Raw genomic sequence first — 23,952 nt, forward strand, 5'->3', positions numbered from 1 at the left:
TACTATTTGCAAATCCTTCGAAAGGTTTCACTCACTGCGGACGCGCGATTTCCTTCACCCGGATCGCGAAAAATCGGCTACGTGTGAGTGAAATGCCGGTTGGCGTGCCAACAAGTTCACACCGGGTAAACCCAGGGTGATTTGTAACAGCGGCGTCTTATTCGGCGTGTTTCGGCGCCGGCAGGCGCCGGAACGCCCAGGCGGCGAACACCAGCTGCAGCGCGATGGCGGCCAGCACCGCCTCGTAGGTTTCGATGCCGGTGCCGCGCATGCCGGCGGCCACCAGCCCGGTGCTCCATTGCATGACGCCCACGCCCAGGAACATGGCCATGGTGAACACGGCCATGGCGCGGCCCATCATCCGCGCCGGGTAGGCGCTGCGCACGTCGGCGTACTGCAGCGTGCCGTAGCCGGACATCAGGCTGGCCAGCACCGCGATGGCGACGTCCAGCCAGAGCTGCCGGCTGAACGCCATCACCCCGTAAAGCACCGCCACCGTCAGCGTGCAGGCCACGATCCATTGCCGGCGGGTGCGCGGCCCGGGGTCGATGCGGCCGAACAGCGGCGGCCCGAAGACGCCCATCACCGACACCACCAGCGCGACGTTGCCGGCCTGCACCAGCGACAGCCCGTGCCGCTCCACCAGCAGCGGCCCCAGCCACAGCCCGCGCAGCGACAGGAACGACGCGTAGGTGAACAGCCCCAGCGCCACGATGCCCCAGGTGTGCGGCAACGCGAACAGCTCGCCGTAGCCGCGCAGCGTGGCCCACACCGCGGGCCGCGGGCCCGCCGCCGCGGGAGGTTCGCGCACGAGGAACGCGATGGCCAGCCACGCGGCGCAGGCCAGGATGCCCAGCATCACGAAGCCGGCGCGCCACGACCACTGCTCCACCACCCAAGCCAGCGGCGTGCCGGTGAGCAGCAGGCCGACCGAGCCGATGCCCAGCGCCGCGCCGTTGACGACGGCGAAGCGCTGCGCCTCGAAGCGGCGCGAGATGAAGACGGTGCAGGCCAGGAACGCGGGCGCGCAGCCCACGCCGATGACAAATTGCGCCAGCAGCAGCTGCGTGAACCCGTTCGAGGTGGCCGCCATCGCCGCGCCGGCGATGGTGAGCGGGAAAGCCGTCAGCACCGTGCGCCGCGGCCCCCAGATGTCCAGCGACAGGCCCATCACCAGCTGCAGGCCGCCGAACGCGAAATGGAACACGCCGGCGAACAGGCCCAGCTGCTGCGGCGTGAGCCCCAGGTCCTGCTGCAGCGGCGGCGCGAGAATGGCCGCGACGGTGCGGAAGGCCTGGCTGAGCGCGAAGCCGCAGATCAGGGCCAGCAGCATGGCCCAGGCGGAGCGCTCGGAAGAAGAAGCGGGAGACGACAAGGCCCGCGACTTTATCGCAGGCTGAATGCGGTATCCCCGCCCGATGCCACCCGCCGCGCCCGCAGAGCCGCTCAGTCGACCTGTTCCGCCCCCGTGAGCAACGCCACAAAGCGGTCAACACCAATGTTCCCGCCCGACAACGTGATCCCCACTTTCTGTCCCCTGAACTGCTCGCGGTGATGCATCAACGTCGCCAACGCACACGCCCCCGAAGGCTCCAGCACGATCTTCATGCGCTCGTAGGCAAAGCGCATCGCCTCCAGCACCACCGGATCGGGCACCGTGAGCACGTCGGTCACCAGGGCTTGAATGACTTCGAACGGATGCTTGCCCACCGCCTGCGTCTGCTGCCCGTCGCAGATGGTGCGCGGCACGTCGATGCCGACGATGCGGCCTTCGCGCAGCGACTGCTGCATGTCGTTGCCGCGCTCCGGCTCGGCGCCATACACCTTGATCGAAGGACGCAGGTGCTTGGCGGCCACCGTGCAGCCGGAGAGCAAACCGCCGCCGCCCGCGCACACGATCAGCGCGTCGAGATCGTTCACGTCCTGCAGCAGCTCCAGCGCCGCCGTGCCCTGCCCCGCCATCACGCGCAGGTCGTCGAAAGGCGGGATCAGGTTGCTGCCGCGCTCTTGCACCAGCTTCGTGGCGATGGCCGCGCGGTCCTCCTTGTAGCGGTCGTAGACCACGACTTCCGCGCCGTAGCCCTTGGTGGCCGCGACCTTCAGCGCGGGCGCGTCGTGCGGCATCACGATGGTGGCCTGGCAGCCGTGCAGCTGGGCGGCCAGCGCCACCGCCTGCGCGTGATTGCCGGAAGAGAACGCCACCACGCCGTGCTTGCGCTGCTCGTCGCTCAGCGAGTTCACCGCGTTGTAGCCGCCGCGGAACTTGAACGCGCCCATGCGCTGCAGGTTCTCGGCCTTGAGGAACACCTTCGCGCCCAGCAGCTCGTCGAGCGTGCGCGAAGTCAGCACCGGCGTGCGGTGCGCCACGCCGTCCAGGCGGCGCGCAGCCGTTTCGATGTCACCGAATTCAAGCATGTGGGTCACTCCGACTGGATGTTGGCGGACTTGATGATGGCGGCGTTGCCCGCCGATTCCTGCGCGATCTGCCGCCCGAATTCGGCGGCGCTGCCGCCGGTGGGCACGTTGTCGCTGTCCACCAGCCGCACGCGCAGCGGGGGCACGGCCAGCGCCCTGTTCACTTCGGCGTTGACGCGCTCGACGATCGCCGCGGGCGTGCCCGCCGGCGCGAACAGGCCGAAGACCGACGCCATGTTGGCGGAAGAGAAGCCCAGCTCCGCCAGCGTCGGCGCCTGCGGAAAGGCGTCCAGCCGCGCCGGCGCGCCGACGGCCAGCACGCGCAGCTTGCCGGCCTTCACGTGCTGCACGATGGCCGGGCTGGTGTTGACCGACAGCACCTCGAACTGGCCGCCCAGCGCGTCGGTGATCTGCTGGCCGCCGCCCTTGTAGGGGATGTGCGTGATGTTCACCTTCGCGCCGGCCTTCAGCTGTTCCAGCATCAGGTGGCCGAGCGACCCGGGCCCCGAAGTGGCCCAGCGCACCGCGCCGGGCCTGGCCTTCGCGGCCGCGATCAGCTCCGGCAAGGTCTTCGCAGGCGTGGCGCTGGTGGCGAGCAGCAGCACCGGCGAGTACATCACGCTGGCCACCGGCAGCAAATCCTTGGCCGGATCGAAGGGCGACTTGCCCAGGTGCGGGTTCAGCGCCAGCGGACTGATGGCCGAGAAGCCGAAGGTGTAGCCGTCGGGCGCCGCCTTGGCGACCGCATCCAGCCCGATGCTGCCGCTGGCGCCGGCCTTGTTCTCGACCACCACCGGCTGGCCCAGCACGGCGGCCAGGCGTTCACCCAGCGCGCGGGCGACGATGTCGCTGACGCCGCCCGGCGGGTAGGCGACGATCATCTTCACGGGCCTGGAAGGCCACGCGCCTTGCGCGAAAGCGGGCAACGCGGCGGCGGAAACAAGCGCGGCCAATGCGCCGCGGCGGTTGATGAGGGTCATGTGGGAATTGTCGCCGTTGGAAAGCGGACTCCCTTACGCAGAGCACGCAGAGATTTCGCAGAGGACGCGAAGAATGCTTTTGGCTGGCTTTGCTCTGCGATCTCCGCGATACCTCCGCGCGCTCCGCGTAAGGGAGTTCACATTGAATCAACCCCGGGGATGGTGCTGCGAATGCAGTTGCTTCAGCCGCTCGCGCGCGACGTGGGTGTAGATCGTCGTCGTGGAGATGTCCGCGTGCCCCAGCAGCATCTGCACGGCGCGCAGGTCGGCGCCATGGTTGAGCAGGTGGGTGGCGAAGGCGTGCCGCAGGGTGTGCGGCGACAACGGCGCGGTGATGCCCGCGGCGCGCGCGTACTTGCGCACCAGCACCCAGAACATCGCGCGCGTCATGCCCTGGCCGCGCGCGGTGACGAACAGGTCTTCGCTCTGCTGCCCGTTCAGGATCTCCGGCCGCGCCTCGGCCAGGTAGCGGGCGATCCAATCGCGTGCCACCTGCCCGAAAGGCACCAGCCTTTCCTTGCTGCCCTTGCCGAACACGCGCACCACGTGGTCGTTCATGCTGGCGTGGATGGACTTCAGCGTGACCAGCTCGCTCACGCGCAGGCCGCTGGCGTACATCAATTCCAGCATCGTGCGGTCGCGCAGGCCCAGCGGCGTGCCCACGTCGGGCGCGGCCAGCAGCGCTTCCACCTGCTTCTCGCTCAGCGTCTTGGGCACGCGCAGCGGCTGCTTGGCCGATTCCAGCTTCAGCGTGGGATCGGCCTGCACCAGCCGCTGGCGCAGGGCCCAGCGGAAGAAGCGCTTGAAGACGGTGAGCCGCCGGTTGGCCGACGTCGCCTTGGTCTCGCCGTGCCGCGCCGCGAAGTAGCCCTGCAGGTCGGCTTCGGTGGTTGCTTCCAGAGCGCGGCCGCGGGCACGCAGCCAGGCTGCGTAGAGCGTCAGGTCGCGGCGGTACGCGGCGAGCGTGTTGCGCGCCAGGCCCTCTTCCAGCCAGAGCGCGTCGATGAACTCGTCGATGGACGGGAAAACGCCGCCGGCAGGCGGTTGCTGCGCGGCGGCGTGGCGCATTGAGGTGCGCGGGTTGTCAGTCCAGCTTCAGCTTGGCCTGGTCCACGACTTTCTTGTAGACCGCGTATTCGGCCTTGATCTGCTCGGCGAACTGCTGCGGCGTGTTGCCCACGATGATGGAGCCGGTGTCCTCGATGCGCTTGCGCACCGCCGGCTCCTGCAGCGCCTTGAGCACGCCTTCGTGGATCTTGTTCACGACTTCCGGCGGCAGGTTCTTGGGACCGTAGATGCCGTAGAAGGCCAGGCGGTTCACCGGCTCCAGGCCCACTTCCTTGAAGGTGGGCACGTTGGGCAGGTCCTTCAGGCGCTGCGGCGCGGCCACCACGATGGGCACCAGGCGGTTTTCCTTGATGAAGGGCAGCGCCGAGGGCAGGTTGTCGAAGATCATCGGCACCTGGCCGGCCACCGTGTCGTTCAGCGCCGGGCCCGCGCCGCGGTACGGGATGTGCGTGACGAAGGTGCCGGACAGGCTCTTGTACAGCTCCATCTGCAGGTGGCCGATGCCGCCCGTGCCGGACGAGGAGTACGAGTAGCGGCCCGGGCTCTTCTTCAGCACTTCGACGAAGGTCTTGTAGTCCTTGGCCGGGAAGCCGGGGTGCACCGCGATCACGTTGGGCGTGGCCGCGATGTTGATGATGGGCGTGAAGTCGGTCGTCGGGTTGTACGGGATCTTGGGGTTGATCGCCGGGTTGGCCGCCACCGTGGACACTGTGGCGATGCCCAGTTCGTAGCCGTCGGGCGTCGCGCGCGAAGTCTGCGTGGCGCCGATGACGCCGCCGCCGCCGGCCTTGTTCTCCACCACCACGGCCTGGCCCAGCGCCTTGCCCAGGGGGTCGGCGATGACGCGGGCGATGATGTCGGTCGTGCCGCCGGGAGCGAAGGGCACCACCAGCTTGATCGGCTTGTTCGGGTAACCCTGGGCCAGCGCGGGGCCGGCGGCCGCGGCCAGCGTGGCGGCAGCCAGGGCGATCCAGTGACGGCGTTGCATGCGACTTCTCCTTTAAGGGGGATGCGAAACGGAAAACCCGCCAATGCTACCCAACCGGCGGCGGCGGCCCACGTGTGGATTCCACATAAGGGCTAACCCGGCAGCTGGGTATGCTCATGAGGTGGATTTCGCGCGTCTTCTTTTCCCTGACTTTTCCCTCATCGCCATCGGCTACCTGGTTTGCCGCTTCACCCCGCTGGACCGGACGGTCTGGGACTCGGTGGACCGGCTCGTGTACTACCTGCTGTTCCCGGTGCTGCTGTTCCACTCGGTGGTGCGCAACCCGCTGGACCTCGTCGCCATGTCCAGCCTGGTCGGCGCGGGCCTGCTGCTCGGGATCTCCGGCATCGGCATGGCCTACGCCCTGCCCCGCCTGCCCTTCGTCGGTGCACACATCGACCGGCGCGAACACGCCGGCGCGGCGCAGGTGGCTTTCCGCTTCAACTCCTTCATCGCGCTGGCGCTGGCCGAGCGCGTGGCGGGCGCGCAGGGCGTGCAGCTGCTCGCGGTGCTGATCGGCGTGTGCGTGCCTCTCTTCAACGTCGGCGCCGTGTGGCCGATGGCGCGCCACGGCCAGACCGGGCTGGCGGGCGCGCTGGTGCGCAACCCGCTGATCATCGCCACCTTCTCGGGCCTAGCCTTCAACCTGCTGGGGCTGCGCATCCCCGACTTCCTGGTGCCCACGATCACCCGCATCGGCGGCGCTTCGCTGGCGCTGGGCCTGATGGCCGCCGGCGCGGGCATGCAGTTCGGCAGCCTGTCGCAGTCGCGCGTGCTCACCGTCTCGGTGCTGGCGATCCGCCACTTCTTCCTGCCGCTGGTGGCCGCGGCGCTGATCGTGCTGTTCCGGCTGGACACGCCGCAGGCGCTGGTGCTGCTGTCGTTCTCGGCGATGCCCACCGCTTCCAGCTGCTACGTGCTGGCGTCACGGATGGGCTACAACGGCTCGTACGTCGCGGGGCTGGTGACGCTGTCGACGATGCTGGGCGTGGCGAGCCTCACCTTCGCGCTAGGCGTGCTGCGCTAGCGCCCACTGCACATGCTCGCGCACCAGCTCGCTGGGATGCGTGAGGCGAGCCTGCAGCGCCGAGCGCAGCGCGGCGTCGTCCGCGATGCGCAGCGCATTCCCCGCCGCCACCGCCACGTTGCGCAACCACCGCTCGTGCCCGATGCGCCGGATGGGCCCGCCTTCGGTGCGCCGCAGGAACTCGGCCTCGTCCCAGGACAGCAGCGCCGCCAGGGTAGCCCCGCTGAACCCCTCGCGCGGATCGAAGTCCGGCAGCGAGCTGCTTTGCGCGTACTTGTTCCACGGGCACGCCAGCTGGCAGTCGTCGCAGCCGTAGACGCGGTTGCCGATGAGGGGCCGCAGCTCCAGCGGGATGGGGCCGGGATGCTCGATGGTCAGGTACGAGATGCAGCGCCGCGCGTCCAGCCAGTGCGGCGCGACGATCGCGCCGGTGGGGCACACGTCGATGCAGGCGGCGCAGCTGCCGCAATGCGCGGTGACGGGGGGACTTTCGGGCAGCGCCAGGTCGACGTAGATCTCGCCCAGGAAGAACATCGAGCCGGCTTCGCGGCTGAGCACCAGCGTGTGCTTGCCGCGCCAGCCCTGGCCGCTGCGGGTGGCCAGTTCCACTTCCAGCACGGGCGCGGAATCGGTGAAGGCGCGGTGGCCGAAGGGCCCGATCTCCGCGGCGATGCGGTCGCACAGTTTCTGCAGCCGCGAACGCAGCACCTTGTGGTAATCGCGGCCCCGCGCGTACATCGAAACGTAGCCTTCGTCCGCGCGGCGCAGGCGGTCCCATTCGACGGCCTGCCACTCGCCCGATGTGCCCGCCGGCAGGTAGTCCATGCGCGCCGTGATGACCGAAAGCGTGCCGGGCACCAGTTCCGCGGGCCGCGCGCGCTTCACGCCGTGCGCCGCCATGTATGCCATTTCGCCGTGAAAACCGTTGGAGAGCCATTGCAGCAGGCCCGGTTCGGCGGAAGAAAGGTCGACGCCGGCCACGCCGATTTGGGAAAATCCAAGCTCGCGGCCCCATCGACCCAGGGCCGCGGCCAAAGAAGGACCGTCGATCTGACCGACAAGCAACGTCACCCGCCGATTGTAGGAACCGGCCCCGCGCCGGGACGGGCAGACGCCGCCCTGCTGCACTGGGCAGGCGAGCAGGACACCGCCGCTTTCGCCGCCCGGCTGGCCGCCCGGCCCGCCATCGCCAACGCGTATGTCGAGCTGCACGGCGACCTGGGCGCGGGCAAGACCACTTTCGTGCGCCACCTGCTGCGCGCGCTGGGCGTGAAGGGCCGCGTGAAAAGCCCCACCTACACGCTGGTGGAACCGCACGAGACGCCGGCCTTCCCGGCCTGGCACTTCGACTTCTACCGCTTCGACGACCCGCGCGAATGGGAAGACGCGGGCTTTCGCGACGTGTTCGACCAGCACGGGCTGAAGCTGGCCGAGTGGCCCGAGAAAGCAGCGGGCCTGCTGCCCACCCCCGACCTGGCGCTGCACCTGGCCGTGCAGCCGGACGGCTCGCGCGAGGTGCGCGCGGTCGCCCACAGCGCGCGCGGCCGGGAGCTGCTCGCATGAAGAACGGGCCGACACGCCGCGACATCCTGCAAGGCGGCTCGCTGGTGCTCCTGCTGGGCGCGGCGCAGATCGCGCGCGGCGCCACCATCGTGGCCGTGCGCGTGTGGCCCGCGCCCGACTACACGCGCGTGACCATCGAATCCGACTCGCTGCTGGCATCGAAGCAGATCGTCGTGACCAACCCGCCGCGGCTGGCCGTGGACCTGGAAGGCATCGAGCTCAACCCCGCGCTGCGCGAGCTGGTGGCCAAGGTGCAGGCCGACGACCCCTTCATCGCCGGCATCCGCGTGGGCCAGAACGCGCCGGGCGTGGTGCGGCTGGTCATCGACCTGAAGCAGCAGGCCCTGCCGCAGGTGTTCACGCTGCCGCCCATCGCGGCCTACCAGCACCGGCTGGTGCTGGACTTCCACCCGATGAAGGCGGCCGACCCGCTGGAAGACCTGATCGCGCAGCGGCTGCAGGAAGCGGGGCCGAGGGCCCCCGCGCCGGCCCCTGCCCCCGCTCCGGCTGCGACGCCGGCACGCGATCCGCTCGGCGAACTCATCGCGCGGCAGAACGAACCGCCGCGCCCGCGGACGCGCGCGTCCGAGCCCGCGGCCTTGCCGCCCGCACCCGCGGCGCCGGCGGTCGCGACGGCTTCGCGCACCGACCGGCTGATCATCATCGCGCTGGACCCCGGCCACGGCGGCGAAGACCCCGGCGCGGTGGGCCCCAGCGGCACGCGCGAAAAGGACATCGTGCTGCAGGTGGCGCACCGCCTGCGCGACCGCATCAACGCCACCACGGTCAACGGCAACCCGATGCGCGCCTTCCTCACGCGCGACGCCGACTTCTTCGTGCCGCTGCAAGTGCGGGTGCAGAAGGCGCGGCGCGTGCAGGCCGACCTGTTCGTCAGCATCCACGCCGACGCCTTCATCACGCCCACCGCGCGCGGCGCCAGCGTGTTCGCGCTGAGCCACGGCAGCGCGTCCAGTTCAGCCGCGCGCTGGCTGGCGGAGAAGGAGAACAAGGCCGACCTGATCGGCGGCGTGAACGTGAAGTCGCAGGACCAGCAGGTGGCGCGCGCCATGCTGGACATGAGCACCACCGCCCAGATCAACGACAGCCTGAAGCTGGGCGGCGCGCTGCTGGGCGAGATCGGCACCGTGGGCCGGCTGCACAAGCCCAAGGTGGAACAGGCCGGCTTCGCGGTGCTGAAGGCGCCCGACATCCCCAGCGTGCTGGTGGAAACGGCGTTCATCAGCAACCCCGAAGAGGAAGCGCGGCTGCGCAGCGACGAGTACCAGGACAGCCTGGCCGACGCCCTGATGCGCGGGATCACCCGCTATTTCGCGGCCAATCCGCCGTTGGCGCGCAGCCGCTCCGTCTGAGGCCCAGCCGCACCGTTGGCTGTCACGGCGCGGCGCGGGGTGCCGACACCTCCTGTCACGGCCTTCCTACAGTTGCCCGACAGGCCGTTTTCCACAATTCATCGCACAGGCAGGCCGCGCCTCCCGCGGTCGTGAAAACATGAAGGTGACGATATGAAGACCAAGCTGTTCGCGGCCGTGGCCGCTGTGACGATGATGGCCCTGACGGGTTGCGGCTCGATCGACCGCCAGACCGCCGGCACGGTGGGTGGCGCCGCCGTGGGCGGCGTGGTGGGCAACGCGGTGCTGGGCGGCCCCCTGGGCACGCTGGGTGGCGCGGCTGCCGGCGGCTACCTGGGCCACGAAGCCACGAAGCCCAACCGCTAAGCGGTTCCTAGATCGGGTAGATTAACGAGTTCAGGATCATCTCGCTGTCGTAGATGCAGCGGCGGTTCCTGAACTTCAGGCCGTCGGGCGTGCGGACGATCTCGTCCAGGTAGCGGCCGACGTTGTAGACCTCGCTCGAATCGCCCGGCCGGGTGCGGAACACCGCGTAGTTGGCTTGCGCCCTGACCAGGCCGCTGTCATCACCGTCCATCGCGGGCAGCACACGTGCCGGGCCCACCACGTGCCGCGTGTAGTACGGCCCGTGGTAGATGGTCTGCGTGACGCCGTACACCCGGTCCTTCATCATCCCGCGGCTTTCCAGCGCGATCAGCGCCAGCGGCAGGCCGCGGTCGAAGTTCTCGCGGCCCTGCACGAAGTAGCGGCCGTCCTCCAGGAAGAATGCCGGCCACTCGTCGAAGCGCCGCTCGTCCAGCGCAGAGGCGTAGTCGGCGTTGAGGCGGTTGATCTCCGCTTCGAGCAGCAAGGCTTCGACAGGCTCAGCCCGAACGGGTGGGTTCATACGCCCATCACCTTGCGCCAGTAGGCGTACATCGAGCGGATCAGCGTCTCAGTCACCATGTGCTCGGTGCCGCCGGTGCCGGTGCCGCCCAGCTCGCACAGCGTGCTGCCGTCCTCGCCCCACTGTTCGAAGCCCTGCTGGCTGAGTTCGATCACTTCCCCATCGTCGGCGCTGACGAAACCCGCGGGCCCGAACAGGTTGGCTTGCCGCAAGCGGCGCTGCGTCATCTCGGGCGTGTCGTCGGCGAAGCCGAAGTGCGTCCACACGAAGTCGAACTCGCCTTCGCCGCGCGGCACGATGTGGCGAGTGGACAGCGAGTTCACCTGCTGCTGGATGATCAGGCTGGGGAACAGCGTGATCATGGTGACGGTGGGCATGATGTCGTGCCCGGGGTTCGACGGGTCGGGCACTTTCCACCACGGCTCCGGCACCACGTCCAGCAGCCGCGCGTCGTTCAGCACCATGTTGGCCTTGAACGAGGTGACGCCGTCGGTCACGGTCTTGTTCTCGCCGCCGTCGTTGCGGCGCGAGATCATCACCGCGTGGCGCCCGTGCGCGTCCATCACCATGCGGCTTTTCTGGTCGGCGCGCCACAGGCCGAAAGTGACGAACCAGGTGTGGAGCAGGCCCGGGTGGTACGGGTCCTTGATGTTCTCCATCATCAGCTTCCAGTTGCCCGGGATGCGCTGGCGGTTGTAGCCCAGCAGCGTGAGTGACCGTCCGTTGAAGATGCGGTCCAGCCAGGGCATGACCTGCGGGCCCAGGTAGTCGGCCAGCGGTTCGGCCTCTTCACTGAAGGTGGCGAACACGAGGCCGTGCAGCACTTCGACGCGCAGCTTGGTGAGGCCGTTGGCCTTCAGGTCGAAGTCGGCCGGCATGCCGCCGTTGACGCAAGCCGCGCCGTTCTCGTCCGTCGCCTGCACGCCGTCCTTGAACGGCAGGCCGGCCAGGTCGCCGTTCAGCTTGTAGGTCCACTGGTGGTACGGGCAGACGAAGCTGCGCGCGTTGCCGTGCGGCTGCTGGCAGAACCGCACGCCGCGGTGCGCGCAGCGGTTCTCGACCACGCGGATGCCGGGGTCGGTGCCGCGGTCCTTGGGCGCGACGCGGTCGCGCACCATGATGACCTGGCGCTCGCCCACCCAGCTGAGCTTGTAGTCGCCGGTGTTGGGCACCTCCACTTCCAGGCCAACGTAGCACCAGTGCGGGCCGTAGAAGACTTTCTCCAGCTCGCGCCGGTACAGCTGGGCGTCGGTGTAGGCCCAGAACGGCACGCGGCTGGACTCGGGGCGGTTCCAGCGCGACAGGGTCTCGGGGGCGTTCATGGCGACGGTCTCCTGGGGCGACATGATAAGCATGCTTATCAATTTCGCCCAACTGGACGCGAGTTCAGGTCGCAGGAGGTGGATGGCGGGTCAAGCCCGCCATGACACCGCTTCTGTCATCCCGGCGAAAGCCAGGGGCGGGATCCACCGCCCGCCCTGCGCATCCGCGTCGCGCTCAGGTCACCGGCGTCAGCTTCGCCACCGCCAGCGCCAGCCACTTGATGCCGTGGCGGTTGAACTTCACCTGCGCGCGGGCGTCGTCGCCCTGCCCTTCGATGGACAGCACCGTGCCTTCGCCGAACTTGGTGTGGAACACCTGCAGCCCGGCCTTCAGGCCGTGCGAAGGCGCGGCCTTCTGCGCCGGCACCGGCGGGCTGGCGTATTTCTCCGAGCTCCACGAAGTGCCGCCCGCGCCCGACAGGCGCGTGCTGCCGTAACCGCCGCCATAGCCGAAAGCCGAGCCGCTGAAGCCCTGGTTCTTCGGCGTCAGCCACTTCAGCGCATGCTCGGGCAGCTCGTCGTAGAAGCGGCTGCGCACGTTGTAGCGCGTCTGCCCGTGCAGCAGGCGCGTCTGCGAATGGCTGATGTACAGCCGCTTGCGCGCGCGCGTGATGGCCACGTACATCAGGCGCCGCTCTTCCTCCAGGCCGTCCATGTCGGCCATCGAGCGCTCGCTGGGGAACAGGCCCTCTTCCAGCCCGGTGACGAAGACCACGTCGAACTCCAGGCCCTTGGCCGAGTGCACCGTCATCAGCTGCACCGCGTCCTGGCCGGCCTGCGCCTGGTTGTCGCCCGACTCCAGCGCGGCGTGGGTGAGGAAGGCGGACAGCGGAGACAGCGTCTCGCCCGTTTCCGCATCGGGCTCGACGTAATCCGGCGCGGGCTCATTCAGCAGCGGCTGGTCTGGATTCAACCCCTGGCTGGCCGGCGACTGCGACAGCTCGTCCACCGGCATCGCCACCGCGTCGCGGCCGAAGCCTTCCTGCATCACGAAACTTTCGGCGGCGCTGGCCAGTTCCTCCAGGTTCTCGATGCGCTCGGCGCCTTCGCGCTCGGCCTTGTAGTGCTCGATCAGGCCCGAATGCTCCAGCACCAGTTCGATGATCTCGCGCAGGCTGAGGTTCTGCGTCTGCTCGCGCATGACGTCGACCTTGGCGACGAATGCACCCAGGTTGGCGCCGGCCTTGCCGGTGGTGGCGCTCACCGCGTCGTGCAGCGAGCAGCCCGCGGCACGCGACGCGTCCTGCAGCTGTTCGATGGTGCGCGCGCCGATGCCGCGCGGCGGGAAGTTCACCACGCGCAGGAAGCTGGTGTCGTCGTTCGGGTTCTCCAGCAGCCGCAGGTAGGCCAGCGCATGCTTGATCTCGGCGCGCTCGAAGAAGCGCAGGCCGCCGTACACGCGGTACGGCACGCCGGCGTTGAACAGCGCCGTCTCGATCACCCGGCTTTGCGCGTTGCTGCGGTAGAGCACCGCGGTCTCCTTGCGCGGGAAACCGGGCTCCGTCCCCTGGTCGCGCGCGAGGTGCCGCATCTCCTCCACCAGCCACTGCGCCTCGGCCAGGTCGGTGGGGGCTTCGTACACCCGCACCGGCTCGCCCGGGCCCTGCTGCGTGCGCAGGTTCTTGCCCAGCCGGCCCTTGTTGTGGCTGATCAGCGCGTTGGCCGAGTCCAGGATGTTGCTGTAGCTGCGGTAGTTCTCTTCCAGCTTGATCTGGTGCTGGACGTGGAACTCGCGCACGAAGTCGGCCATGTTGCCCACCCGCGCGCCGCGGAAGGCGTAGATGCTCTGATCGTCGTCGCCCACGGCGAACACCGCGTTGCCGGCCGTGGACGTGCCGTCCGGGCTCATCGCGAAGATCTTCAGCCACGCGTACTGCAACCGGTTGGTGTCCTGGAACTCGTCGACCAGGATGTGCCGGAAGCGCCGCTGGTAGTGCACGCGCAGCGGCTCGTTGTCGCGCAGCAGCTCGTAGCTGCGCAGCATCAGCTCGCCGAAGTCGACCACGCCTTCTCGCTGGCATTGCTCTTCGTACAGCTGGTACAGCTCGACCTTCTTGCGGTCTTCCTCGTTGCGCGCGGCCACGTCCCTGGGCCGCAGGCCGTCTTCCTTGCAGCCGGAGATGAACCACTGCGTTTCCTTGGCCGGGAAGCGCTCCTCGTCCACGTTGAACTGCTTCATCAGCCGCTTGATGGCCGACAGCTGGTCCTGCGTGTCCAGGATCTGGAAGCTCTGCGGCAGCGTGGCCAGCTGGTAGTGCGCGCGCAGGAAGCGGTTGCACAGGCCGTGGAACGTGCCGATCCACATGCCGCGCACGTTCACCGGCAGCATGGCGCCCAGCCGGGTCATCATTTCCTTGGCGGCCTTGTTGGTGAACGTGACGGCCATCACGCCGCCGGGCGAGATCTGCCCGGTGGACAGCAGCCAGGCGATGCGGGTGGTCAGGACGCGGGTCTTGCCGGAGCCGGCGCCGGCCAGGATGAGCGCATGCTCGTTGGGCAGGGTGACGGCCGCGCGCTGTTCGGGGTTGAGGTTCTGTAAGAGCGGGGATGCGGCGTCGACTTCTGGGAACATACGGCATTGTAGAAATCCGCCCGACCGCCATGACCCGGAAAGCCTTTCTCGCCCTGGCCGCCCTGTGCGCAGCTGCCGCTCAGGCTCAGCCTTCTTCGTGCAGCAGCGACGAACAGGCGGCGCCGGTGGCGCTGCTGGAGCGCTTCATCAGCGCCGACTGCGGCGGCTGCTGGGCCGCGAAGGACGCGCCCGCCGCGAAGAACGGCGAGCTGGCGCTGGACTGGATCGTGCCGGGCCGCAAGGGCGACGACGCGCCGCTGTCGGCGGCCGCGACGCGCGAAGCGGAAGATCGCCTGCGGGCCCTGGGGCACAAGGCGCCCCAGGCCGCGGACTCGGTGCGCACGGCACGCGCGCAGCCCGCGGGCACGGTGCGGGTGGCGCATGGCCCCGTGTTCAACGGCTACGTGGGCACGTCCATCCAGTCGCTGGACGCCGGCAAGGGGCCGTTCACCGGCTGGCTGGCGCTGGTGGAGACGCTGCCCGCCGGCACCGAGGGCTCGCCGGTGGAGCGCAACCTGGTGCGCAACCTGCTGCAGGTGCCCTGGCCGGCGCCGCCCGGCCGCCGCTTCGAGGCGCGGCCCATGAGCGTGCCGGAAGGCGCGCACGCCGACCGCCTGCGCGTCGTCGGGTGGGTGCAGGATGCACGCGGCGTGATCAGGGCCATATCGGAATCGAGATGCGACCCCGAGGACCAGAAGCGATAGAATTGCGCACCGGGCCCAAGCATTTGGTCCCGGTTTTTTTGTGCCCGTTCGCGGCGCAAAACCGGCACCAGTCCAAGCGTCCACAAGCCCGTTCGGGCTGAACCTGTCGAAGCCCTTCCAGCGGCCCTTCGACAAGCTCAGGGCGAACGGCCTTTTTCCTCTCCAGGAGCTTGGCTGAAAATGGAAATCTTCGACTACGACAACGTCCTGCTGCTGCCGCGCAAGTGCCGCGTGGAAAGCCGCTCCGAGTGCGATTCCAGCGTGGAGCTGGGCGGCCGCACCTTCCGCATCCCGGTGGTCCCCGCCAACATGAAGACGGTGGTGGACGAGAAGATCTGCCTCTGGCTGGCGCAGAACGGCTACTTCTACGTGATGCACCGCTTCGACCTGGACAACCTGAAGTTCGTGCGGTGGATGAAGGAGAACGGCGCGTTTGCGTCCATCTCCCTGGGCGTGAAGCAGCCGGACTACGAGACGGTGAACCAGCTGGCCGCCGAAGGCCTAGTGCCCGACTACGTCACCATCGACATCGCGCACGGCCACGCCGACTCGGTGAAGAACATGATCGCGCACCTGCGCGAGAAGCTGCCGTCCACCTTCATCATCGCCGGCAACGTGGGCACGCCCGAGGCGGTGATCGACCTGGAGAACTGGGGCGCCGACGCCACCAAGGTGGGCATCGGCCCGGGCAAGGTGTGCATCACGCGCATGAAGACCGGCTTCGGCACCGGGGGCTGGCAGCTGTCCGCGCTGAAGTGGTGCGCCCGCGTGGCCACCAAGCCGATCATCGCGGACGGCGGCATCCGCGAGCACGGCGACATCGCCAAGAGCGTGCGCTTCGGCGCGACCATGGTGATGATCGGCTCCATGCTCGCCGGCCACGAGGAATCGCCCGGCCAGACGGTGGACGTCGACGGCAAGCGCTTCAAGGAGTACTACGGCAGCGCCAGCGACTTCAACAAGGGCGAGTACAAGCACGTCGAAGGCAAGCGCATCCTCGAGCCGGTGAAAGGCAGGCTGGCCGACACGCTGCGCGAGATGCAGGAAGACGTGCAGAGCTCCATCAGCTACGCCGGCGGCAGGAAGCTGATGGACATCCGCAAGGTCAATTACGTCATCCTGGGCGGCGACAACGCGGGCGAGCACCTGCTGATGTGACCGGCGCGCGGGTCCTGCACGCGCCCTCTTTTCAAATGAAATGCATCAACCCTACAATGGGTTGATGCATTTCGTCACAACTCCAATGCGGCACCTCGCCGCCGCCGCCATCCTGCTGTGCACCACGGCCTCGCAGGCCGTCGAGATGCCCACGCTGGACGATCCCCAATTCGCCGGCTGGGCGCAGCAGGCCAACGCCGAGATGGAGAAGTTCCTGCGCGCGCAGGACAGCTACTTCGCCATGCCGGCCCAGGGCCAGCCTTTCCCGTGCGAGGTGCCGCCGGAGCTGCTGAGCAAGATCATCGGCGCGCGACTGCCGGGCGTGCCGATGTCCGACGAGGAAAAGCGCGCCTGGGCCCGCACCACCCGCGACATGCCCGGCATGAAGCCCATGGAATTCGTCGACGTGGTGGTCCGGCCGGTGCAGGCTTCGTGCAAGGACGGCAAGCCGGACGGCCGGTATGCGGGCTGGGTGGAGTTCACGATGGTGAACTCGGGCCTGGGCAACATCATCCGCACCCGCTTCCGCAAATACATCGAGACGGACGTCGGCCCCGAAGGCCGCCGCCCGGGCCTGGCGATCGAGCGCCAGGTGCAGCTGGACGCGTCCACCGAATGGGGCGATCCTGCCGTCGCCGAGATGATGCGCAAGAACCCGCCGCCCAAGGCCAGCTCGGCGATGTTCATCTTCAACGAGACCCTGCCCGGCAAGGACGCGGGCGTGCGCCAGCTGTCGCTGATGCGCGTGTCCGTCACCGGCCCCGCCGGCTACGACACGATCACCACTTCCCTGATGGTGCCGACCGGGCCGAAGGCCTGGCGCATGGTGTCGTACAACGGGCGCCAGAAGGCCTACGAGGCCACCTACCGGGACGGCCGCCCGCACGGCCTGCAGTCCAACTACGCGTACCGCCTGCCCAACGGCATCCAGGTCCCCGCCTCCAGCATCTGCTGGGACCACGGCGAACAGATCAAGACCACGCAATGCAACGTCGACTGATCGCGGCCCTGGTGGCCATCGCGGCGGCGGGAGCCGCCGCACAGGACGTGGAGCAGCACGGGCGTGGCGCGCAGTGCCTCTCCGGCGATTGCCAGAACGGCGTGGGCACCATCGCGCGCCAGGACGGCCAGTTCACCGGGCCGTGGCGCGCAGGCCGCTTCGCCGGCGGCCAGTACGAAGTGCGCTGGCCGGGCGACCCCAGCCGCACATACCCGGTGCGCATGGACGCCGAAGGCATGATGCTCGAGGGCACGCAGGTGCGCGGCGCGGGCGACTTCCGCAAGGTGACCAGCACGTACACGGGCACCTTCACCCGCATATGGAACCCGTTCGTCGAACGCAATCTGGCGGCCTTCGGCACCGGCAAGTACACCGACTACAAGGGCATCACCTACGACGGCGAGTTCCAGTACGTGCCTTCGCGCGCCTGGGGCGACAACATCGTCACGGGCATCTTCCTGTTCCAGGGCGTGCGCATCGACCCGGTGGAAGACGAAGTGATCTCGGGCCTCTTCATCAGCGACGCCACCGTGTCGGGCGCGAACATCATCTTCTACCGCGCGCGGCCCGACTACATCGCCAAGCTGCAGCAGGACTTCGCTTTCGACAAGGCCAAGCGCGAGCAGGACCAGGCCAGCCAGGCGAACAGCCAGGCCGCGCTGGGCATGCTGCTGAACCTGACGATGGGCGCGGCCGCGATGTCCGGCGGCGGCAACCGCCTGAACGCGTTCAGCGGCCGCGGCGACCGCGCCGCGCTGAACCTGTTCGGCGACGTGCTGCGCGGCGCGCAGCCGGCGCAGGCCGCGGCGGACAACCTGGCCGGCCAGCTGCTGCAACGTGCCGTCGGCCAGCCGCAGGGCGCCGCCGCCCTCGGCCTGGGCCTCGGCGCGGGCGCCAGTTCGAAAGACGTGGCGCAGAGCATCGGCCAGGCGCTGCTTCAGCAGCCGCGCAAGCTGACGCTCAAGGAATACACCAAGCTGATCGAAGAAGCGGCCAAGCGCTAGCGCTCCATGCGAGGAGGACGCGCTGCCAAGGCACCCAGCATCCTGGGTGCCTTGGCGGGGTCATGCGCATGCACGGTCCCGACATGACGAACGTCCGGCTGTCGACACAATGCTCGCATGGAAACAATCAGACGAAGCATGAGGCGCTTCTTTGTGGACCGAAAGCTATCCAGCATCGACGCGGTCGACCCGAACGCATCGGACATGATGCAGATCGTCGCGATTTGCAGCACTTCCAACGGCTTCGAGGTGGAGGGCACGCTTTTCGATTTCAGCATCGATATCGTTCCTCCTCATCGTGCAAACAACAAGATTCACACGCGGCGCGAGTTCAAGTCACGGGTCGAAGGGTTCATTGAGAACGTCGTGAAGCCTGGCACTCTATGCCGAGAAGTGCAAGAAGCCGAGTTCCACGCGTTGCGACAGATACTTCTCGAAAAGTCGCAGTATCTGAAGACCCGGAAGGACCGCAAGCAAGTCTTCTCCGAGGAAACCACTGGTGCCCGGAGGCTGCCATAGCGACCGGGCTATGGTGTACGGAGGGCCACGCTCAGTGATGTCTTGGCCCCTCTCTCTAGCCGACGCGGTCAGCGCCAGACCAGTTCCAGCGCCAGCGCCTGCAGCGGGTGCCCCGGCTGCGCCAGGGCCTCGATCACGCCGAAGTGATGGAGGCCCTCCATCTCCTCGCACACTTCCACCACGCCCTCGCCCCACGACTCGCGGATCAGGCGGTTCTGGCGGATGAACTCCGGGCTCTCTTCGCCGCCGCACACCGAGTAGAGCGTGCCCGCCATCGGCGCCGGCATGAACGCGGGGCTGCAGCGCAGCGCGTCGCCGGGCGTGAGGCGCAGCGAATCCTTCAGGAAAGGCGTGCGCATCAGCGGGTCGAGGTCGTACAGGCCGGAGATCGACAGCGCCTTGCCCACCACGTCGGAAGGCAGGTCCGGGTCCAGCGCCGTCCAGTCGCAATTGAGCATCATCGCGGCCAGTTGGCCGCCTGCGGAATGGCCGATGACCGTGATGTTGCGCGGGTCGCCGCCGTGGTCGGGCGCGTGCTTCCAGGTCCACGCCAGCGCGCGCGCCATCTGCATGGTGATGCCGGGAATGGTGACGGCGGGACACAGGTCGTAGTTGGGCACGACCACGCAGGCGCCCGCCTCCTGCAAGGCCGGCGCGATGAACGAGTGGTCACTCTTGTCCAGCGAACGCCAGTAGCCGCCATGGATGAACACCACCGTCTGCGCGCGCGAGCGCGGCGCGGGGAACACGTCCAGCTTTTCGCCCGGCGCCTTGCCGTACGCGATGTCCAGCACGCATTCGCTGTCGCGGCGAGCCTGCTCCGAATCCGCCTTCCAGCGGTCGAAGTGCCGCTGGTATTCGGGCACCAGCGCGCGGTTGTTGTACATGCGGTCGAGCCACGCACCGTCGAGTTGCGGTTCCATCCGATTTGCGCCTTTCCGGGTCAAGGTGTATTCTGTATACAGAGTTTGACTGAACGTCCTGCGATGGCCTCCCAGCTCGTCCGCATCGAATCCGCGCCAGACCTCGTCGACCAGGTGTACCGCCGCCTGCTCGACGCGATCAGCGAGGGCTCGCTCGCGCCGGGCCAACGCATCACCCAGGAAGATATCGCAGAGCAGCTGGCCGTCTCGCGCCAGCCCGTGCTGCAGGCGCTGCGCCTGCTGAAAAAAGACGGCTTCGTGCAGGACGCGCCGGGCCGCGGGCTGCAGGTAGCGCCGCTGGACGAGGCGTGGACGCTCAACGTGTACCAGGTGCGCGGCGCGCTCGACGCGCTGGCGGCGCGGCTGGCCGCGCGATCGAAGTTCCGCCTGGATCCCAAGCTGCTGGAGCGCGGGCGCAAAGCCGCGCGCGGCCGCGACGTGCAGGCCATGATCGACGCCGACCTGGCTTTCCACCAGGCGCTGTACACCGCTTCGGGCAACCCGCTGATCGAACAGTCGGCGCACCAGCACTGGCGGCACCTGCGCCGCGTGATGGGTGCGGTGCTGCAGCAGTCGCGCCAGCGCGAAGCCGTGTGGAACGAGCACGAAGCCATCGCGCGCGCCATCGCGGCCGGCGACGCCGACAAGGCCGCGAAGCTCACGCTGGCGCACACCGACCAGGCTGCCGGCAACCTGCTGCGCCAATTGCCCGCCATCCTGAATCCACCCCAGGCCAAGACCCGATAGGAGACAAGCCATGCGCCTTTCGAAAGAACAGCTCGAACAGTTCGACCGCGAGGGTTACCTGTTCTTCCCTTCCCTCTTCAAGCCGGAGGAAGTGAAGACGCTGACCGGCGCGGTGCCCGAGCTGTACAGCCGGCGCGAGGCCTACAACGTGCGCGAGAAAGGCAGCGACGCGGTGCGCACCAACTTTGCGGCGCACCTGGTAAGCGAACCCTTCGCGCGGCTGGCGCGCCACCCGCGCATGGTGGAACCGGTGATGGACCTGTTCGGCGAAGAGGTCTACATGCACCAGTTCAAGATCAACGGGAAGATGGCCTTCGAAGGCGACGTGTGGCAGTGGCACCAGGACTACGGCACCTGGCTGAACGACGACATGATGCCCACCGAGCGGGCGATGAACGTGGCCATCTTCCTGGACGACGTGAACGAGTTCAACGGCCCGCTGATGTTCATCCCGGGCAGCCACAAGAAGGGCGTGGTGGAAGCGAAGCACGACCTCACCACCACCAGCTACCCGCTGTGGACCGTGGACAACGAGCTGATCGCGAAGCTGGTGGACCGCGCCGGCGGCAAGAACGGCGGCATCGTCAGCCCCAAGGGACCGGCCGGTTCCATGATCCTGTTCCACAGCTGCCTGGTGCACGCGTCCACCAGCAACCTGTCGCCGTGGAACCGCGTGAGCGTGTACCTGAGCCTGTGCGCCATCTCCAACCACATCCGCCGCTTCAAGCGGCCCGAGTACATCGCGCACCGCGACTTCGCGGCGATCAGCTGCCTGCCGGACGACTGCCTGGTGAAGTCCTACCCGGTCGACGTGCCGTGGGGCAAGGGCATGCCCGCCAGCGCGCTGCAGACCAGCGCGGTGCCGATCGAAGACATCAAGAAAGCGGCCTGAACACCCACTCCATTCGCCCTGAGCTTGTCGAAGGGCATGCGCCACGGCTTCGACAAGCTCAGCCCGAACGGGACTCGGAGACACCATGAATCTTCACGCGAAACTGCAGCAGCGCCAGGCCGAAGGCAAGCCAGTGCGCATCGGCCTGATCGGCGCCGGCAAGTTCGGCTCCATGTACCTGGCGCAGGTGCCGCGCACACCCGGCGTGCACCTGGTCGGCATCGCCGACCTGTCACCCGCGAACGCGAAGGCCAACCTCGCGCGCGTGGGCTGGGAATCGCAACGCACCGAGGCTGCTTCGCTGGACGCGGCCATCAAGGCCGGCACCACGCACGTCGGCGACGACTGGCAGGCGCTGGTGCGGCACCCGGCCATCGACGTCGTCGTCGAATGCACCGGCCACCCCATCGCCGCGGTGGACCACTGCCTGGAAGCTTTCGCCCATCGCAAGCACGTGGTGAACGTCACGGTGGAAGCCGACGCGTTCTGCGGCCCGCTGCTGGCGCGCAAGGCGCAGGAAGCCGGCGTCGTTTACTCGCTGGCCTTTGGCGACCAGCCCGCGCTGATCTGCGACCTGGTGGACTGGGCACGCACCTGCGGCTTCCCCGTCGTCGCCGCGGGCCGCGGCCACAAGTGGCTGCCGCACTTCAGCGAATCGACGCCGGAAACGGTGTGGGGCTATTACGGCCTGACGCCGGAACAGGCGAAGCGCGGCGGGCTGAACCCCAAGATGTTCAACAGCTTCCTCGACGGCAGCAAGCCTTCGATCGAAAGCACGGCGGTGTCCAACGCCACCGGCCTGGCCGTGCCGGGCAACGGCCTGCTCTATCCGCCGGCCAGCGTGGAAGACATCCCCTTCGTCACGCGCCCGCGCAGCGAGGGCGGCGTGCTGGAACGCAAGGGCATGGTGGAGGTGATCTCGTCGCTGGAAGCCGACGGCCGCAAGATCCCGTACGACATCCGCATGGGCGTATGGGTCACCGTCGAAGCCGAGACCGAATACATCAGGAACTGCTTCGAGGAATACAACGCGCACACCGACCCCAGCGGGCGCTACTTCACGCTGTACAAGCGCTGGCACCTCATCGGCCTGGAAGTCGGCGTGTCCGTCGCCTCCGTCGCGCTGCGCGGCGAGCCCACGGGCGTGGCCACCGGCTGGAACGCCGACGTGGTGGCCACCGCCAAGCGCGACCTGCAGCCCGGCGAGACGCTGGACGGCGAAGGCGGCTACACCGTGTGGGGCAAGCTGCTGCCGGCGGAGAAATCGACGCAGCTGGGCGGCCTGCCGCTGGGCCTGGCGCACGGCGTGAAGGTGGTGCGGCCGGTGAAGAAAGGCCAGAGCCTCAGCTGGGGCGACGTGGCGATGGACACGTCCACCCGCGCGTGGAAAGTGCGCAACGAAATGGAAAAGCTCTACGCCCGCTGACGGCCGGTCTGCCCCGGCGCTGCCGATAAACTCGACGGCAGCACCAACAAGGGGGAGTCCGGAACATGCACATCCTGCTCGGCCTGGCGGCCGTCGCGCTCGTCGCGTACTTCCTCTGGCGCGCCACCTCCGGCCGCGGCACCGCCGCGGCGGCGGCCCTGCAGCCTTCGGGCCGCGGCCTGGCCTTCCTCGCCAACGGGCAGCTGTGGCTGCGCGGCGCGAACGGCGAGCCCGCGCCGCTGCAAAGCACCTACGCCCAGGAAGCCGCCGACCGCCGCGAGCGCACGCGCGAGCGGCACAGCTGGAAGCAGGGCACCAGCTTCGGCATCGCGGCCGGCGGCGGCATGCGCAGCTTCGAATCGGCCGATGCGCCCTTCCTGGTCACGTCGGCCGTGTTCCAGGGCGACGGCAGCCTGCTGTACTTCCAGAAGGACGCTGCCATCGGCGGCCTGTTCCGCCACGACGCCGCCACCGGCCACGAGCAACGCCTGCTGCTCAAGCCCGGGCTTGACCTCTCGGGGCTGGCCTTGTCGCCCGACGGCTCACAGCTGGCGGCCTCGTCGCGCCACTCAGACGGCATCGCCAACATCGCGCTGATGCAGCCGGACGGCGCGGTCATGCGCGAGGTCACCGGCGGCGACACGGTGGACAGCAGTCCCTGCTGGATCCCCGGCTCGCCCAAGCACCTGCTGTTCCAGAGCGCGGGGCTCGCGCGCAACGAAGGCGGCTACATCGTCGCCGAAGGGCCCGCCAGCATCCAGCGGCTGGAGATGGACACGGGCACCGTGGTGCCGATCCTGGACGACCCGCGCTTCGACTACCTGCGCCCGCGCGTCTGTCCGCAGGGCAACCTGCATTTCGTCCGCCGCCCGCACGAAGCGCCGCAGGCGTCGTGGTCGGCGACCCTGCTGGACTCGCTGCTGTTCCCGTTCCGGCTGCTTCGCGCGGTGTTCCATTACCTCAACTTCTTCTCGATGATGTATTCGCGCAAGCCGCTGACCAGCGCCAACGGCCCTGCACGCGAGGCCGACCTGAAGCAGCTGGTGCTGCAGGGCCGGCGCATCGATGCCGAGAAGGCGCTGCGCGCGGGCGCCTCGTCGCACGGCGTGCCTTCGCTGGTGCCGGCCAACTGGGAACTGGTGCGGCTGGATCCGCAGGGCCGCGAGGACGTGCTGGCCCGCCACGTCGCTTCCTTCGACATCGCACCCGACGGCACCCTCCTGCATTCCAACGGCCGTGGCGTGTTCGTGCTCGACCGCCAGGGCACGCCCAGGCTCGCGTTGACGCAGGCCTTGGTGAGCGATCTGGTCGCCGCGCACGCCTGAGAACGGGCTGCCGCACAAAGGCCCGCGGAAGTGCTCTTCGGATTTGCTAGAATATCGGTCGTT

23 protein-coding genes are annotated in these 23,952 nt (G+C 68.5%); 13 read left to right on the forward strand and 10 right to left on the reverse strand.

Annotated elements, in window-relative coordinates; translation table 11 throughout:
- Positions 1-157: 157 nt before the first annotated feature.
- The 5 genes from EZ216_RS18860 to EZ216_RS18880 all read right to left on the reverse strand — a co-directional run bounded on the left by EZ216_RS18860 (position 158) and on the right by EZ216_RS18880 (position 5,451).
- Positions 158-1,333, reverse strand: coding sequence for an MFS transporter (locus EZ216_RS18860; RefSeq protein ID WP_135251346.1), 1,176 nt, complete (start codon positions 1,331-1,333; stop codon positions 158-160).
- A 113-nt stretch (positions 1,334-1,446) separates the two neighbouring features.
- A complete protein-coding gene (locus EZ216_RS18865) occupies positions 1,447-2,415 on the reverse strand; it encodes a threo-3-hydroxy-L-aspartate ammonia-lyase (RefSeq protein ID WP_135251347.1) in 969 nt (322 codons plus the stop codon).
- A 5-nt stretch (positions 2,416-2,420) separates the two neighbouring features.
- Entirely contained in the window at positions 2,421-3,395 is a 975-nt protein-coding gene (locus EZ216_RS18870; protein WP_135251348.1) for a Bug family tripartite tricarboxylate transporter substrate binding protein, read from the reverse strand.
- 147 nt (positions 3,396-3,542) lie between these two features.
- Positions 3,543-4,463 carry a site-specific tyrosine recombinase XerD gene (xerD, locus tag EZ216_RS18875; protein WP_135251349.1) on the reverse strand — a complete coding sequence of 307 codons (921 nt, stop codon included), beginning with the start codon at positions 4,461-4,463 and terminating at the stop codon, positions 3,543-3,545.
- Between the two features lie 16 nt (positions 4,464-4,479).
- Positions 4,480-5,451 (reverse strand): tripartite tricarboxylate transporter substrate binding protein BugE, encoded by a 972-nt coding sequence (locus tag EZ216_RS18880; protein WP_135251350.1) that lies wholly within the window; start codon positions 5,449-5,451, stop codon positions 4,480-4,482.
- Positions 5,452-5,572: 121 nt separating this feature from the next.
- On the opposite strand from EZ216_RS18880, the gene EZ216_RS18885 reads away from it, so the two are divergent.
- Positions 5,573-6,478, forward strand: coding sequence for an AEC family transporter (locus EZ216_RS18885; protein WP_239024438.1), 906 nt, complete (start codon positions 5,573-5,575; stop codon positions 6,476-6,478).
- On the opposite strand, the gene queG is transcribed toward EZ216_RS18885, so the two are convergent.
- Positions 6,461-7,501 carry a tRNA epoxyqueuosine(34) reductase QueG gene (gene queG, locus EZ216_RS18890; protein ID WP_135251418.1) on the reverse strand — a complete coding sequence of 347 codons (1,041 nt, stop codon included), beginning with the start codon at positions 7,499-7,501 and terminating at the stop codon, positions 6,461-6,463. The genes EZ216_RS18885 and queG overlap by 18 nt on opposite strands.
- Positions 7,502-7,528: 27 nt before the next feature.
- Here queG and tsaE point away from each other — a divergent pair, with 27 nt between their 5' ends.
- The 3 genes from tsaE (at position 7,529) to EZ216_RS18905 (ending at position 9,777) form a co-directional block, all read left to right on the forward strand.
- Positions 7,529-8,041, forward strand: a complete 513-nt coding sequence (gene tsaE / locus EZ216_RS18895) for a tRNA (adenosine(37)-N6)-threonylcarbamoyltransferase complex ATPase subunit type 1 TsaE (RefSeq protein ID WP_439126748.1) — start codon at positions 7,529-7,531, stop codon at positions 8,039-8,041.
- The gene (locus tag EZ216_RS18900) at positions 8,038-9,411 is read left to right on the forward strand and encodes an N-acetylmuramoyl-L-alanine amidase (protein ID WP_135251352.1); all 1,374 of its coding nucleotides are present in this window, start codon (positions 8,038-8,040) and stop codon (positions 9,409-9,411) included. The genes tsaE and EZ216_RS18900 overlap by 4 nt, the downstream gene beginning before the upstream one ends.
- Before the next feature lie 153 nt (positions 9,412-9,564).
- A complete protein-coding gene (locus EZ216_RS18905) occupies positions 9,565-9,777 on the forward strand; it encodes a glycine zipper 2TM domain-containing protein (RefSeq protein ID WP_135251353.1) in 213 nt (70 codons plus the stop codon).
- Between the two features lie 7 nt (positions 9,778-9,784).
- On the opposite strand, the gene EZ216_RS18910 is transcribed toward EZ216_RS18905, so the two are convergent.
- From EZ216_RS18910 to EZ216_RS18920, 3 genes are all read right to left on the reverse strand, one after another.
- Complete coding sequence (locus EZ216_RS18910; protein ID WP_135251354.1) at positions 9,785-10,297, reverse strand: aromatic-ring-hydroxylating dioxygenase subunit beta; 513 nt, start codon at positions 10,295-10,297, stop codon at positions 9,785-9,787.
- A complete protein-coding gene (locus EZ216_RS18915; protein ID WP_135251355.1) occupies positions 10,294-11,619 on the reverse strand; it encodes an aromatic ring-hydroxylating dioxygenase subunit alpha in 1,326 nt (441 codons plus the stop codon). Before EZ216_RS18915 ends, EZ216_RS18910 begins: the two co-directional genes overlap by 4 nt.
- A gap of 175 nt (positions 11,620-11,794) precedes the next feature.
- A complete protein-coding gene (locus tag EZ216_RS18920) occupies positions 11,795-14,191 on the reverse strand; it encodes a UvrD-helicase domain-containing protein (protein WP_135251356.1) in 2,397 nt (798 codons plus the stop codon).
- 29 nt (positions 14,192-14,220) lie between these two features.
- Here EZ216_RS18920 and EZ216_RS18925 point away from each other — a divergent pair, with 29 nt between their 5' ends.
- From EZ216_RS18925 to EZ216_RS18945, 5 genes are all read left to right on the forward strand, one after another.
- Positions 14,221-14,895, forward strand: coding sequence for a hypothetical protein (locus EZ216_RS18925; protein WP_135251357.1), 675 nt, complete (start codon positions 14,221-14,223; stop codon positions 14,893-14,895).
- A 180-nt stretch (positions 14,896-15,075) separates the two neighbouring features.
- Positions 15,076-16,053: a GMP reductase gene (locus EZ216_RS18930; protein WP_135251358.1), complete on the forward strand. Its 978-nt coding sequence runs from the start codon at positions 15,076-15,078 to the stop codon at positions 16,051-16,053.
- Positions 16,054-16,117: 64 nt separating this feature from the next.
- Positions 16,118-17,053: a hypothetical protein gene (locus EZ216_RS21515; protein ID WP_167772965.1), complete on the forward strand. Its 936-nt coding sequence runs from the start codon at positions 16,118-16,120 to the stop codon at positions 17,051-17,053.
- Complete coding sequence (locus tag EZ216_RS18940) at positions 17,038-18,057, forward strand: hypothetical protein (protein ID WP_135251359.1); 1,020 nt, start codon at positions 17,038-17,040, stop codon at positions 18,055-18,057. Before EZ216_RS21515 ends, EZ216_RS18940 begins: the two co-directional genes overlap by 16 nt.
- Positions 18,058-18,174: 117 nt before the next feature.
- On the forward strand, positions 18,175-18,576 hold the full coding sequence (locus EZ216_RS18945) for a hypothetical protein (RefSeq protein ID WP_135251360.1): 402 nt from the start codon (positions 18,175-18,177) through the stop codon (positions 18,574-18,576).
- A 68-nt stretch (positions 18,577-18,644) separates the two neighbouring features.
- Here EZ216_RS18945 and EZ216_RS18950 read toward each other — a convergent pair whose 3' ends face one another.
- The gene (locus EZ216_RS18950; protein ID WP_135251361.1) at positions 18,645-19,499 is read right to left on the reverse strand and encodes an alpha/beta hydrolase; all 855 of its coding nucleotides are present in this window, start codon (positions 19,497-19,499) and stop codon (positions 18,645-18,647) included.
- Between the two features lie 63 nt (positions 19,500-19,562).
- On the opposite strand from EZ216_RS18950, the gene EZ216_RS18955 reads away from it, so the two are divergent.
- The 4 genes from EZ216_RS18955 (at position 19,563) to EZ216_RS18970 (ending at position 23,889) form a co-directional block, all read left to right on the forward strand.
- Positions 19,563-20,246, forward strand: a complete 684-nt coding sequence (locus tag EZ216_RS18955) for a GntR family transcriptional regulator (protein ID WP_135251362.1) — start codon at positions 19,563-19,565, stop codon at positions 20,244-20,246.
- A gap of 10 nt (positions 20,247-20,256) precedes the next feature.
- Positions 20,257-21,138, forward strand: coding sequence for a phytanoyl-CoA dioxygenase family protein (locus tag EZ216_RS18960; RefSeq protein ID WP_135251363.1), 882 nt, complete (start codon positions 20,257-20,259; stop codon positions 21,136-21,138).
- Between the two features lie 85 nt (positions 21,139-21,223).
- Entirely contained in the window at positions 21,224-22,564 is a 1,341-nt protein-coding gene (locus tag EZ216_RS18965; protein ID WP_135251364.1) for an NAD(P)H-dependent oxidoreductase, read from the forward strand.
- 65 nt (positions 22,565-22,629) lie between these two features.
- Positions 22,630-23,889: a TolB-like translocation protein gene (locus EZ216_RS18970; protein ID WP_135251365.1), complete on the forward strand. Its 1,260-nt coding sequence runs from the start codon at positions 22,630-22,632 to the stop codon at positions 23,887-23,889.
- Positions 23,890-23,952: the final 63 nt, after the last annotated feature.

The organism is Ramlibacter humi, assembly GCF_004681975.1.
GTDB lineage: Bacteria > Pseudomonadota > Gammaproteobacteria > Burkholderiales > Burkholderiaceae_C > Ramlibacter > Ramlibacter humi.